At 50.3% G+C, this 12,995-nt stretch carries 12 protein-coding genes and 1 pseudogene; 3 read left to right on the forward strand and 10 right to left on the reverse strand.

Annotation, left to right across the window (positions count from 1 at the left end; all coding sequences use genetic code 11):
- Positions 1–5: 5 nt before the first annotated feature.
- The 4 genes from NZD86_RS20395 to NZD86_RS20410 all read right to left on the reverse strand — a co-directional run bounded on the left by NZD86_RS20395 (position 6) and on the right by NZD86_RS20410 (position 4,167).
- Positions 6–863, reverse strand: a complete 858-nt coding sequence (locus tag NZD86_RS20395; RefSeq protein WP_268043895.1) for a Dam family site-specific DNA-(adenine-N6)-methyltransferase — start codon at positions 861–863, stop codon at positions 6–8.
- 152 nt (positions 864–1,015) lie between these two features.
- Complete coding sequence (locus NZD86_RS20400) at positions 1,016–1,498, reverse strand: nitroreductase family protein (protein ID WP_268043897.1); 483 nt, start codon at positions 1,496–1,498, stop codon at positions 1,016–1,018.
- 202 nt (positions 1,499–1,700) lie between these two features.
- The gene (locus NZD86_RS20405; RefSeq protein ID WP_268043898.1) at positions 1,701–2,492 is read right to left on the reverse strand and encodes a hypothetical protein; all 792 of its coding nucleotides are present in this window, start codon (positions 2,490–2,492) and stop codon (positions 1,701–1,703) included.
- Between the two features lie 460 nt (positions 2,493–2,952).
- Positions 2,953–4,167, reverse strand: a complete 1,215-nt coding sequence (locus NZD86_RS20410) for a Gfo/Idh/MocA family protein (RefSeq protein WP_268043899.1) — start codon at positions 4,165–4,167, stop codon at positions 2,953–2,955.
- Positions 4,168–4,348: 181 nt separating this feature from the next.
- Here NZD86_RS20410 and NZD86_RS20415 point away from each other — a divergent pair, with 181 nt between their 5' ends.
- Positions 4,349–5,227: a proline iminopeptidase-family hydrolase gene (locus NZD86_RS20415; RefSeq protein WP_268043900.1), complete on the forward strand. Its 879-nt coding sequence runs from the start codon at positions 4,349–4,351 to the stop codon at positions 5,225–5,227.
- Between the two features lie 284 nt (positions 5,228–5,511).
- Positions 5,512–6,675, forward strand: a complete 1,164-nt coding sequence (locus NZD86_RS20420) for a C40 family peptidase (RefSeq protein WP_268043901.1) — start codon at positions 5,512–5,514, stop codon at positions 6,673–6,675.
- A gap of 94 nt (positions 6,676–6,769) precedes the next feature.
- Here NZD86_RS20420 and NZD86_RS20425 read toward each other — a convergent pair whose 3' ends face one another.
- Positions 6,770–7,057 (reverse strand): hypothetical protein, encoded by a 288-nt coding sequence (locus NZD86_RS20425; protein ID WP_268043902.1) that lies wholly within the window; start codon positions 7,055–7,057, stop codon positions 6,770–6,772.
- Positions 7,058–7,275: 218 nt separating this feature from the next.
- Entirely contained in the window at positions 7,276–8,019 is a 744-nt protein-coding gene (locus NZD86_RS20430; protein WP_268043903.1) for a ZIP family metal transporter, read from the reverse strand.
- Positions 8,020–8,220: 201 nt separating this feature from the next.
- Here NZD86_RS20430 and NZD86_RS20435 point away from each other — a divergent pair, with 201 nt between their 5' ends.
- Positions 8,221–9,051, forward strand: coding sequence for a YihY/virulence factor BrkB family protein (locus NZD86_RS20435; protein WP_268043905.1), 831 nt, complete (start codon positions 8,221–8,223; stop codon positions 9,049–9,051).
- A gap of 90 nt (positions 9,052–9,141) precedes the next feature.
- Here NZD86_RS20435 and NZD86_RS20440 read toward each other — a convergent pair whose 3' ends face one another.
- The 4 genes and pseudogenes from NZD86_RS20440 to NZD86_RS20455 all read right to left on the reverse strand — a co-directional run bounded on the left by NZD86_RS20440 (position 9,142) and on the right by NZD86_RS20455 (position 12,913).
- Positions 9,142–10,593 carry a SpoVR family protein gene (locus NZD86_RS20440; RefSeq protein ID WP_268043906.1) on the reverse strand — a complete coding sequence of 484 codons (1,452 nt, stop codon included), beginning with the start codon at positions 10,591–10,593 and terminating at the stop codon, positions 9,142–9,144.
- A pseudogene (locus tag NZD86_RS20445) lies at positions 10,590–11,090 on the reverse strand (DUF444 family protein); the annotation flags it as partial. The gene NZD86_RS20440 and the pseudogene NZD86_RS20445, both read right to left, overlap by 4 nt.
- A gap of 27 nt (positions 11,091–11,117) precedes the next feature.
- Positions 11,118–12,632 carry a recombinase family protein gene (locus NZD86_RS20450; RefSeq protein WP_268043907.1) on the reverse strand — a complete coding sequence of 505 codons (1,515 nt, stop codon included), beginning with the start codon at positions 12,630–12,632 and terminating at the stop codon, positions 11,118–11,120.
- Complete coding sequence (locus NZD86_RS20455) at positions 12,629–12,913, reverse strand: hypothetical protein (protein ID WP_268043908.1); 285 nt, start codon at positions 12,911–12,913, stop codon at positions 12,629–12,631. Before NZD86_RS20455 ends, NZD86_RS20450 begins: the two co-directional genes overlap by 4 nt.
- Positions 12,914–12,995 lie beyond the last annotated feature (82 nt).

A 12,995-nucleotide genomic window follows, 5' to 3' on the forward strand; every position in this document is an offset into this window, starting at 1 on the left:
AAATTCTAAAACATCGCGGTCCCGCTGATTGACGCTTCGAATTGCCACGCCTGGACGGACTCCCCACGGAAGAGGGCCAAAATTTCTCGCGCCCGTCCTCGATTTGACGCATCTCGGCTGATATTGCGTTGGACATCGAATGTCACCCATTCAGCAGCGCGATAAATCTGCTTCGTGAACTCCGTAGCGTGATTGGAAACGAGCACTGGCACCCCCCTGTTGGCCACTTCCTCGGCCACCCGCGCCAGTCTGCGCTGCTCGTCCAAATTGAAGCCTCCGGCTTGGTAGGAAGTAAAATTTGCAGTGTTGCTGAGGGGTACGTACGGCGGATCGGCATAAATGACATCCCCGGGCTGTGCGGCACGCATAACCGTCTCGAAATCCAGACTGAGAAACTGCGCGGTGTGGAATCGCTCATAGAACGCCGTCATCTCACGTTCAGGAAAATATGGCTTACGGTAGCGCCCGAATGGTACGTTGTGATCCCCCCGCAAATTCGTCCGGTAGAGACCATTGTACGCATGACGATTTAAATAGAGGAAGAGGGCTGACTTGTATCGCTTATCCTCTGTCTGGTTGTATTCTGCGCGAAGTCTATAGTAGACGTCAGGACAGTTGGTTTCTGCCGTAAAAAAACGGCGACAATAGGCAATAAATTGCGCCCCTTCGTCGCGAAGCGTTTCATAGAGGCAAATGAGGTCTGCATTGGAGTCGTTGAGAACGTAGGCGGAATGATGGACATTGAGAGACACGGCACAGGAACCACAGAATGGCTCGATGATTCTCCCGCTCTCTGGCAGCATTTTGCGAATATGAGGTAAAACGCGATACTTGCTTCCAGCCCACTTGAGAAATGGTTTCATAGTCGACTCCGTTACATCGCAGAATAATTTGACTATCGTTTATTATACAGGAGCCTATGACCTCCGGGACCTCAAAATATCCAACGCGAAAAAAGAGTCACCCAACCCTAAGCGGATTCGATGACTCTGCTACGCGACCTGGCTCGTTACGGTTATGGCAGATGTTTCATCTTTTCCTCGATCGGCGTGTGATGCTTCGGTGCCGGCACCTCATGTGGATAGCCTACCCCGAGAACATATGCCTCGTAGCCCTCACCGAGTCCAAGGACTTCGTGTCCATTTTCTGTGGAGCCGATAGATGTCCAACGCGTCCCCGCCCCCGCAGCGTGCGCTGCAAGACAGAAATTCTGAATGAACGCAGCTACAGCTACCAGATTCTCATCCCTGTCCACCGGCGTTTTTCCAGGCTCGCACACAAACGCCAGGACAACCGGAGCGTCCCCAAAATTGGCTTTATGATTCAATTTTGCACGGGTCTCTTCGCCGATCACGAGAATTTGCCAAGGTTGATTCATGCGGTGATTTGGCGCATAGCTCGCCGCTTCAAGCCACGACTTCAACTGATCCATATCAATTGGGTCTGGTTTAAACTGTTTGATCTGTCGTCTCCCAACGATCGCTTCCATGACGTCCATCTCGAACAACTCCTTTAAAGTGTCAGTCGGTTTGACGTATCTCGCTGACATCATACACCAAGTATCAACAATACACCTCAGCCCGACTTGCGCTTAGTAGTCCTCGATCACACCCCCGACAAAAGGGGCTGCCTCTGCACCCATCGTCCGATGGTATGCGAGACCGCCCCTCCGTCATTTCCAAGGTGTTAAGTTGGCCTATTTAAGCGTTGTTCGTTGTAGAATTTGATGCACCAGACGATTGACCGGTCGTTGCTGGGGTCGACGTCTTCGATTGATTAAACTTGTGCGTCAAAACCTGGCCAATGTGGTTGTCAAAGTTGCTCAAAATCGTTTGTTCTTTTGCAGCCGTCAACTTGCCACTGCCCACCAGTTTGTCGAGGCGATTCTGCAAGTCAGATTTCAACTGACTAACCAGTGTAGACTGGCTCACGCCTTTACTTTGTGCTACATCCGAAATCGTTTGGCCGCTCTTCAAGTCGGACATCAAAGTCTGTGGTGTGACACCAAGCGCCTTCGCAACAGCAGGCAGGAGCTTCCGCACATCCCCTTTCCCCGCTTTCACAAATGGTCCCTTGTGCTCAACCATCTGAGTGACGTGCGCATCGAGGGCTTGCAAACGCTTCGTTTCCTGTGCTTGCGTCAGCTTGCCGTTTTGCACAGCCTGGTCCAGTTTCGATTTGGCGGAGGACTCGATGAAGTTCACCAAGTCCTGCTCGGTCTTATTCTGTCCTTGCGCGATTTCGGACAGCGATTGACCCGACTTCAAGTCCGCACGCAACGTCTGCTCATCGATGCCGAGGAACTTTGCAATCCCCGCGGTACCTTCGGGCAATTTTCCGCGATGGTGTTGTGAAGTTTGTTTGTCAGTCGCTGTGGGCGCTCCCGCGTTCGTTCCATTTGCTGACGATCCGTTGGTCGCAGCAAATGCGGTCACTGTTCCGACGGCACCCAATGTAACAATGGAGCTTGCGATAATCGCTTTCAGTTTCATCTCTTGACCTCCCGGTAGAGGGTATGTGAGCCAATACACAGGAAGCATAGACAAGATTTTTCGAAATTTCATTGAAACGAATGGATCCATTGCCGCAGTGGCATCGTATATATCCGAGGTGATATCGTGGCAAAGGTCAATGAGAGGCCCTGGTTTTGGTGCCTCATCCCAGTAGGGATTTATATGTCCGTTTTCGGCGCTGTTGTTGGAAAGAAAGCAATCGGAAAAGCCATGACACAATCGAATCGCAGAGGCGAACAAGAGCAAAGTGAACGAAGTAACTAACAGGCTTAACACGCGAATGGCCCGCGTCCTGAGCAGTACGGCCAAACGCCTCGTCGGTGTCCAGAGGTCACTGTGAAGTGAAAGCCCCGCCTTCACCGACGGGGCAAATGGAGCTTTTATCTACCTTCTCATTGCGATGTTGAAATACCAGTCGTCCTCAAGAGTGACCTAAAAATTAAACACGTATCCCACTTTCGGCTAGCAGCTCCTCAATCTGTACAACATTGCCCGTTTTCACCGATTCCTCGGCAGCGACGCCCACCACAATAGACCAGAACCCTTCTTCAACACTGGCCGTATTCGTCTTGTTGCCCTCAATATTGTCGATGAAATACTTGTGTTCATAATATGTCGCCCCGTGGTGCCCACTGTGTTGAATATTTGCGGGATAACACGGCGTCGAAATCCTTGACGGTCGGTGAAGACCCGAGAGGACTTCCAGATGGGTCTCTTTTCGGTGCACGGGAAGATAATCCGTATTCTCGTATGCTTTTAATCGACCCTCATTCCCGCATAACACAATTTCTTCGTAAAACATGGGGGCAAACATACATAGGTTGAAGCTGGCGCGAATTCCGTTTTGGTAGACAACGGTCACGCATGCGTGATCGAGAATGTCCGATCTTTCTCCCGCATACTCGAAGTCTTGGAAGTTTACTGCCGTGCCGCCCGTCGCGTACACGTGATCTGGCTTCGATTGTGCAAATAGATTGAAGAGATCGAAGTAGTGGCAGCATTTTTCGACCAGGGTTCCACCAGAGTACTTGGTGAACTTATTCCACTGCTTCACCTTGTCCAGAAATGGTACTCGATGTTCTTGAATGCTGATGGTTTTGATGTCGCCAATGGCCTTTCGTTCCAACGCCTCATGGATGGCTTCGGCATAAATAGCCTTGAACCTGTACTGCAGTCCGATCTGGAACACACCCTCGTATCCTTCAGCCAACTTTGTTATTTCGTAAGCGTCCGCTATCGTGGTGGCCATCGGTTTTTCCAGTAATATGTGTTTTCGCGATTTCACGGCTTCCCGCACGACATCGACATGCGTCCAGTTGGGCGTGCAGATGATGAGTCCATCCACGTCTGGATCGTTGCAGGCTGATTGCAGTGTGTCATAAACGACAAATTTCTGCCCCGGATGCGCTGATGACAACGCCTTGAGGTGATGATCGCGACTGTGCGGATCAGCATCATAGAAGCCATGAATAGTTGCCCTGCCCTCCAACATGGTCACTTTGCAGTGCTCCATACCCATCATTCCGATGCCAACAACATTCAAGCGCACTTTGGCCTCTGGCGCGGTAAACAAATATTGGTCTTGGTGCTCCAAATAATCCATGTTCAACTGTCCAGCAAACAATTGCTTTCCAATTTCCTGGCGTGTACCCACGATGATGCCCACCCCCGTATTTGTGCCCCCGCTTGGCGTTTGCCATTTTCCCTCTTCGACGGCAACAGTCCTGTCTCAAATGCAAATACGATTGTCTTTTCAAACTTATGCAAATTTAAACGTGGTTAGGTTGCGTGTCATTGTGATAAAAAGAGACTAGATGTCAAAGGGGGATTCTACGATGTCCAAGGAAGGTTTCGTCGAAGTCGAAGGCGGACGTATATGGTATCAAATCAACGGTGGAACAGACGCTCCCCCACTCGTTGTACTTCACGGTGGCCCCGGAAGTGCACACAACGCGATGGAAGGGCTTCAAGTGATGCAAGATGAACGCCCGGTCATTTTCTATGATCAGTTAGGTTGCGGCAATTCGGATCGGCCGACGGATGCGTCGTTGTGGCGGATCGATCGGTTCGTTCGCGAACTCCACGAATTACGCCGAGCCCTCCACTTGGAACAGGTCCATCTCCTCGGTCACTCATGGGGCACGATGTTGTTGGCCGATTACCTGTTGACAAAGCCCGAAGGAGTCGTCAGCGCCATTTTTTCTAGCCCGTGCCTCAGTGCACACATGTGGATGGAAGATGCAAATCGGCTCAAGCTTGAACTTCCTGACGATGTTCAGCGTGTGCTCGCCGAGTGCGAAGCAAACGGCACCACCGACTCGCCAGCATACAGAAAGGCTGAGCGGGAATACATGAAGCGGTTTGTCTGCCGAGTGGAGATACCTGAAGAAGAGCGAAAAAAACGGGCCGAACAGTTCGGCGAATTGGTATACAACACGATGTGGGGCCCTTCAGAGTTTTGCGCAACAGGCAATTTGAAGGATTTTGACCGAACGGATCAGTTGCATGAGATTTCTGTACCGAGTTTGTTCTGCTGCGGTGCACATGACGAGGCCACGCCTGAATCAACCAAGTACTATCACGCATGTATGCCGGACTCTCAGTTCCATGTATTCGACAACTGTTCGCACTCGCCGCTGCGCGAGGACAAGGACGAATATATCCGTGTTGTACGGGATTTTATCAATAACGTAGAACAAGCTGCCGCCAAGTAAGAAACGGATGAAGGGGAGCGGTCTGCATCGTGTGGGCCAACCGTCCACAGCAGCACGATCACTCCCCTTTTTCACGGACCCGCCAATCGTTTCGTAAGCTACAAGATTCAAGCTCTAAATCCCGCACGGCTACACTCCCGCTTTTTCGTCAAATGTACCCACGGATCGTCATGAAATGTGAATTTTTTTTGTCAAGCAATTTGTCAAGTAAATTGAAAGAGGATTATGTCGCCGAGTGTCGAAGACTGTCTACATCGAACCAAATCTAATTCCGAGGTAGATGAATGAAGTATTCGACGAAAGTCCTTTCTATAGGTGTATCTCTTCTTGCTGGATTAGCATGGAACATGCCATTCGCACAAGCCAAGTCGTTGTCTTCGGAGCATCAGCAGCTGACACAACTACAGAATGAGCGAGCGCAAGTCCAGAAAAACATTAGCGCGGATCAAGCGAAAGCGAACACGGTAAAGGCGACAATAGCCGCGTACTCAAACTCCCTCAAGGCACTTACCTCTCAAATTAACTCGAGCAATGCACAACTGAGTAGCTTGCAGTCAGCCGAGAAATCTCTCAATGATCAACTGAATCGTGATCAAGAGCAGTTGAAACAACAACAAAACGACTTGATGCAGATCATTCAAGCAGAGTATGAAGACGGAAATGTTTCCTATCTAAATGTCCTGTTTCACGCGACGAGCTTTTCAGATCTGCTTTCCAGAATGTACGACATCTCCCTCGTTGCCAATCAACAGAACCAAGTTGTAAACTCCGTCAAAAAACTGAAGGACGCGGTTGTTGCCAAACAGGCACAAGTAAAATCCTCTGAACAGAAAGTCTCCGCCACGAAGGCTCAATTAGTGACACTTCAGCAGACTCAACAGAACATCAAGGCACAACAACAAAGAGATTTAGTGAAAATCCAATCGGATATTCAATCCGGCAAAACAAAGCAGGGCATGCTTGAGAGTCAAATTCAGTTGACGCAATCACAGATTCAGGCCATTGAAGCCCAAACACAAGCCGCTGAGCAACAGGCTAGCAACCCAAGCTATGTTCGGCAACAACAAGCAAGTTTGGTTTCCGCCGATACATCGTCGCTCATTAAATATGCCGAGTCGTTTATGGGTACGCCTTACGTATGGGGTGGAACGTCTCCATCGGGGTTTGATTGCTCCGGATTCACACAGTACGTGCTAGGCCATTTTGGCGTCAGCATCAACCGGACCTCAGAAGCGCAATTTGCATCCGGTATGCCTGTGGACCGTGGAAATCTCCAAACTGGCGATCTCGTCTTTTTCAGTACATACGCACCAGGCGCAACCCACGTAGGAATCTACATTGGAAACGGACTCATGGTCGATTCCGAAGACATGGGCGTCTCCATAGACGGCGTCTTCAACTCCTACTGGGGACCAAAATACATCGGTGCCAGAAGGTACATTAAGTAACTAGTCAATGTTAACGCGAAAAGGCGCCTGGAGGCGCCTTTTTTATTAGCGGCGGGTCCTAGGCCGCAACAACTACAGCACCGTCACCCATCTTCTAATTCGCGTTCAAAATTTTCTCCACTAATGTCAGTTCGTTATATTTGTAAATGTCCTGCATCTCGGATAGTGCCGCTTGCAAACGACCCGCGTAGTCAAAATCATCATTCCTCGACAGTTCAAGCGTTCTTTTCGATATGGGGTCACTATAAATCATGAGGTTCTCGTGGGGTTTGCTCTGCCATCCGCGGGATCGCAAAAAAGAATCCACTTTTTCCAATGGAATCGTCCGTAAAAATGAAAAATCAGTAATTTTCACGTGTACGTTTTGAAACCGTTCAAACATAATTTGGCACCCCTTTTCTAAAGGATCCGGAGCCACCTGAGTGTTTACCCTATTGACAGCGAAGGAGACCGCTGTTGAGCGGTCCCCTTCTGTGTAAGTAGCCTGTGTTCTTGAGACTGCCTAAAAGGTCGTCACCATAGCACATCAGCCTCCTTACGAGACTTATTATGCGCATCAAACTGATTTATATGCAGGTTGAATGATGTGCGGTAAAGACCTTAACTGAGCCCCACATGCTTGATCAGCAGAAGTGAAACGTAAAACACCGCAACACCGAATACAGTTGCTGCTATGACACCGCGGTGTTGGCTTTTCACCGCCGGGATCAAATCCGTTGTGGAGATGTAGAGAAATGTGCCTGTGGCCAACGCCATTAGGATTTTTACGACACTCCCGTCTACGCTACCAAGTTCAAGCGTGACGACAGCACCGATCATCGTTGAAACAGCCAGCCCCGTGGATGTCAGCAATGCTCTGACCCGTGACGCCCCGGATGCCAATGTAATCGTAGCCATGCTAAATCCCTCGGGAATTTTGTGCATTGTAATGGCAATAAACATCAACACACCGGTGGACCGGCTCATTGTGAAAGCACCAGCTATGATAACGCCGTCCATAAACGTATGTAGTGCAAGACCTACAAAAGAGACGACAGCCGATTTCGTACTCAATGCCACGCCGTGGGAAGTGGATAAAGCACCGTGATCATGACTCTTTCCCGTCAATTGCCCAATGACCAGCAACAACAGATACCCAACAACGATATAAAGTGGCGCCGTATTCGGGAGTTCACTCATTGAATCCGGAAGTCGGTCTAAAACGGTAGCACCTAATAAAAATCCGGCACCAAGTCCCGTGACAATCATTGCTTCCTTAGAAGTCAGCCGTTTGATGACCGTTGCTGCCCCTCCAATGACGTCGGCGAACGCGGCGATTAGACATAGTATTAGAGCGAACCACATGAAAATCCCTCACACTCTGTTTCTACAAGACTTGTGCATGGAGATTGTATCAGTGTTGCCATAGGATGTAAATAAGAATAGTTACGATTTTGTGACCGTGGATGGTACAGTGTGGCAAATCGAGCAGAAGAGATTTTGCGTTTCCTAAAAGACAAGGGAGTTGGTTGAACTTGGTCTCAAGTCGGAAATAATAAAGACATGATGAAAAAGTTCCTTACGATACTCGTCAAATCCGTTATTCGGCACAACATTGGCTATCTCGCGGCAGTCGTGTCGTACTTCGCCTTTACATCCATGATTCCCGTTGTTTTGTTGTTGATCTATTTGGCGTCGATCATCTTGAGTGGTACGGAAGTGGAACATTTTTTTGATGAACTGCTTCAGTCATATGTCCCCGCGATGCCCAGTGGGACAACCACTGTCAACACGACCATTCACCATTTGTCCACCCTACGACCGGTCATTGGAATCATTGGATTTGTTGGGCTACTCTGGGGCTCAATTGGCGGGCTGGTATCTCTGCAACAGACACTCGATACAATCTGTGAAGTGCATCGCCGTCGTTCCTTCGTAAAGCAATATATTATTGGATTCGGCATGCTTGGATTGTTGCTTGCTCTCGTTGTCGTCTCAGCCGCCGTTACGGCTCTATCTCCGGCGGTTGTCGAACGGCTTGGGCAATCGCCATTGACATCATGGATCCTCATCACTCACGCCATCGCACGAGTGTTGTTCGCAATCATCATGTTTGCCGTTTGCTACTTTGCGTATCGATTTCTGCCATCCAAGGTTCCGTCAAACTTTGCTCTGGTCATTGGTTCCGCCGTAGCAACATGCTGTATCTACATCAGCCGGGAATTATTTGCCGTGTACACGCACCACTTGGGAAATTACCAGCTCATTTATGGTGCCCTAACCTATGTCATGCTGCTGACATTCTGGATTTACATCGCCAGTATCATTTTTCTCTTCGGGATGGAGGTATCACTGGCAATTCACGCAACGAAACAGAGTGGCATAAGGGCACAATAATTTCCACTTGAGGACAAGAAATGGGCTGCCCCAAAGCGTAAAACTTCGGGGCAGCCCTGAACCAATCGACTTTGGATCGTTCGACAAGAGCTAATCCTTTAGGAACCGCCTTTGTGTTTTCTTCCCGTCATGCGAAAAAATCACATCACGGGCTTCCACGACGGTCTCTAAGTGACAGGTCCGACCCCATACGCGATACAGGTGGGGCATTGTCCTATCAAGATGCTTTAAATCGAGCTCCACGCCTTCATACTCGTGCTTGATATACAACTCACCGTTCTTGTTATAATCCCCATCTTCTACATACAAGACCGGAATGCCGCCATTCACACGCGAAGCGACAATGCTGTCGCGTACTTTCTCCCAATCCGTCTCCACAACGCGCCAGTCATTCCCGACCTTCTGGTATAAATACAAATCCAAATCCTCAATCAGCGACTTGGTCAGGTAATTCCGCAAGAACGAAACGTCGTTCTCCATTTCCCGCACCTCGAACATTTTTTGGCGTCCTTGGCCTGGTTCACGGTGCAGCTTTTCTCGCTCTTCGTCTGTTGGATCGTTCCACCGCTTTTCGATGTCTTCCCAGATGGCGAGTCCAATGTGATACGGGTTGATTGACGTACGAGACGGCACGACCACACCCGAGTGCATCTTCGCGAACTCGACTGCTTCTTCATCGGTCAGGTTCATTTCCCGCATGATTCGAAGGTGCCAATACGTCGCCCAACCTTCGTTCATGATTTTTGTCTCAATCTGTGGCCAGAAGTACAACATTTCTTCGCGCAGAATGGACAGGACATCCCGCTCCCACTCTTCGAGAACGGGACTGTTTTCAATGATAAACAGCATGACATCCTTCTGGGCAGCCCGCGGTTTCACCATGGGCTTCTTCTTCGCCTGTCGGTCTTCTTGTGTCTCGCCGATGGACCAAAGGTCGTCGTAGGGGGATGTGGCGTGATCGACTGAACGAAAGATCGGATCATACTCACCGTGCCTCGAACGGTATTGCTGTTGCTTCACTTTGGCTCGGGCATTCCGCCCATCTGTCGATCCGTCGACGTGCTCGGACAACGCCAACCCCGCGTCGATGAGATCCTCAACGACTTGGCGACCATGCTTCAACTCATATTGCCGAATCCGCTCCGCACTCGCCGCCATGCGCTCAACCATGTCGCGTGACGTGTAGCGAAATGTCGCGTTATTTTTAAAGAAGTCACAGTGTGCCAGAACGTGCGCACAAACCGTCTTATTCTGGAGCAACGTATTGCCGTCAAGCAGGAAAGCGTAACAAGGATCCGAGTTGATGACCAATTCGTAGATGCGGCTCATGCCGAGATCGTACTCGAGCTTCATCCTGTGGAAGGCCTTTCCAAAGCTCCAGTGGTGGAACCTCGTCGGCATCCCGTAGGCGCCGAATGTATAAAGGACATCCGACGGGCACACTTCGTACCGCATCGGGTAAAAGTCCAAGCCGTATTTCTTCGCGATATCCGTCATTTCTTCAATGCTTTCCTCAAGTTGTAACATCTCTTCGTGATTCATGCGCTGCTCACCCCGTCACGTCGAGAAAAGAAGTGCTTTAATGCGCCATAAACTTCTGTTTTATCGCGAATGACAAACTTACGGAATGCAGGAATATCCAGCTTGCCTAAGGCATTCATCATCGTCGAGTTGCGGGAGTATTGATTGACTTCAGCGTAGCCGACCATTTGCGATTTGGTGCACAGCTCCGTGACGAGTCGCACACATTTCTCATTATCAGATGTGAGATTGTCTCCATCGGAAAAATGAATGGGGTAAATGTTGTATCGTTCCGTCGGATACTCGCGATTGATAAGCTGCAACGCGAACTCGTAAGCTGACGAACAAATGGTCCCCCCACTCTCTCCTTTGGTGAAGAAGTGCTCCTCGGATACCTCGTGTGCCTCCGTGTGGTGCGCAATGTACCGAATGTGAACATTGTCGTACTTCGTCCGCAGAAAGCGCGTCATCCAGAAGAAAAACGTGCGGGCGCAATACTTTTCAAACAGACCCATGGATATGGGTATAGCGTGATCAAGAAAAAACTACGGAAGACGGTAGCAAATCGAGATTTGTGTCACCTCGTAATCCACCACCTCAACGCGATCTATCAGACCCTGCAACCGACTGCGTCTGCCGTCCAAATCCGACACGTCCAACTGTCCCAAAACTTCAAGCCATGGTTTGAGTGGTGTCGTTTTGGGGGCTATCGCCTGAGCGGACTCGGACCGTTCGTCAAGGGCATGCAATGCTTGTTCCGTCGTGCGGATCGTGCTCAGCAAGTTAAGTTTCAAGTGGGCGAAACTGCTTTCTGGAACGTCCGGATCGCTCAAGAGACGCTGCAGTCCTAATCGTGCTTTTTCCAGGGTTCGTTCAAGTCGAGACCGTTCGTTCTTCCCATCCAGTATCTCGCTGGGCCGACGCTTGACCGTCACATCAGCGCCGTCCAAGGGGCGAAGGCGTTTCATGACGTATGACCAAACAGAGCACTCCAGCCACTCCGCATTCAGATTCGGTTGTGAGCAGGCTGTCCGCCCGAACCGAAAGGCCGTGCTGCATGTGTAATAACGGTAGACCCGATCTCGCCATCTGTGCTTCTGACAAACCATTCCCGCACCGCAGTATCCACAGACGAGAATGCCCGTGAGTGGGTGACGGGATTTGCGGGGATTTTTCTTTGCTCGGCGCGATCGAATATGCTGCGCCTCCTCGAAGACATCACGTGAGATAAGCGGTTGGTGTACGTCTCGCACGATGATCCAGTCCTCTTCGGGCAGCGCATTGCGCCCTTGCGACTTTGCATAACCTTTATCATCGTAAGTCCGCTTCAGCGTATTTCGTGTTTTACCATACACCAAATCGCCGACGTACGCGGGATTTTGCAGGACCTGCGCGACCGTTCCACGCGACCAGCGACGCCCATTTTTCGTCAATCGTCCGTACTGGTTGAGGTATTCGGCAATTTTGAGCGTCCCCAACCCTTCGTCCACGAATAAATGAAAGATAAGGCGAGGTGTGTCGCAATGGAGTGGATCGATCTCCAATCGCCTCGCGTCGGTGTTCAACTGATACCCAATTGGCGCTTCGCCCACCCACAGACCACGTCGCGCGAGCATTTTCTTGCCACTTGAGACGCGCGACGAGATTCGTTTGCTCTCCATCTCCGACATCACGGAATGGATGCCGAGTAAATCGAGTGTCTCCGGTCGATCACTATCGAGATTGTCATTGATAGCAATCATACGGACGCCCGCCTGCGTAAACCGACTTACGATTTCTATGTGTTCCGCCTGATCGCGGCTGATACGACTGATTTCCTTAAACACGATCACGTCGTATTTCCCAGCCGTCGCATCACTCAATGCCAACTGAATGGCCGGGCGTTGAACAAACCGAGTGTAATACCCACTCTGATCAAAGTCGGTATAGATACATTCCCGGCACAGGGAGTAACCCTCCCCAAGCCTGTGCACATACTCAAGGGCATACTCCACCTGGTTCTCCAAACTCTCCCCCTGCATATCGGTGCTAACACGGGCATAGACGGCACACCGTTTCATGCCCCCTCACCCCCGCGTCTGCACCGCCGAAACGCCTCATCGTCGCCACGCTGGCTAACCGGCAAATCCACAGAACCCTGTTCTCGCTCTGAATCGTCGCACGGGCCGTGTTCTTGGCTTTCTTGGTCTTCGTGGCCTTGGACTTGAATGACGGCCACCACATCTTTGCCTTCATTTCTTGCGTACCAACGCTCAATTTCTCGTTCGATCCATTGTGTGATGAGTGGTGCGTCTTCTTTCGCGATGACTTGAGCGTGGTCCAAACGGATTTTCTCATCCACTTGTCCCGCCCCCTCGCTTGATCCTATGCGAGGGTCACGGGCTTCTTACCTGAAAGGTCGCTTAGGCTGCCAGGTAACTCCC

It is taken from the genome of Alicyclobacillus dauci, from assembly GCF_026651605.1.
GTDB classification, from domain to species: domain Bacteria; phylum Bacillota; class Bacilli; order Alicyclobacillales; family Alicyclobacillaceae; genus Alicyclobacillus; species Alicyclobacillus dauci.

Coding starts and splice junctions, on each gene's coding strand:
- NZD86_RS20400 (WP_268043897.1), bottom strand. CDS start 1,498: ATGGACGTCATGGAAGCGATCGTTGGGAGACGACAGATCAAACAGTTT.
- NZD86_RS20435 (WP_268043905.1), top strand. CDS start 8,221: ATGAAAAAGTTCCTTACGATACTCGTCAAATCCGTTATTCGGCACAAC.
- NZD86_RS20425 (WP_268043902.1), bottom strand. CDS start 7,057: ATGTTTGAACGGTTTCAAAACGTACACGTGAAAATTACTGATTTTTCA.
- NZD86_RS20405 (WP_268043898.1), bottom strand. CDS start 2,492: ATGAAACTGAAAGCGATTATCGCAAGCTCCATTGTTACATTGGGTGCC.
- NZD86_RS20420 (WP_268043901.1), top strand. CDS start 5,512: ATGAAGTATTCGACGAAAGTCCTTTCTATAGGTGTATCTCTTCTTGCT.
- NZD86_RS20430 (WP_268043903.1), bottom strand. CDS start 8,019: ATGTGGTTCGCTCTAATACTATGTCTAATCGCCGCGTTCGCCGACGTC.
- NZD86_RS20440 (WP_268043906.1), bottom strand. CDS start 10,593: ATGAATCACGAAGAGATGTTACAACTTGAGGAAAGCATTGAAGAAATG.
- NZD86_RS20415 (WP_268043900.1), top strand. CDS start 4,349: ATGTCCAAGGAAGGTTTCGTCGAAGTCGAAGGCGGACGTATATGGTAT.
- NZD86_RS20450 (WP_268043907.1), bottom strand. CDS start 12,632: ATGAAACGGTGTGCCGTCTATGCCCGTGTTAGCACCGATATGCAGGGG.
- NZD86_RS20395 (WP_268043895.1), bottom strand. CDS start 863: ATGAAACCATTTCTCAAGTGGGCTGGAAGCAAGTATCGCGTTTTACCT.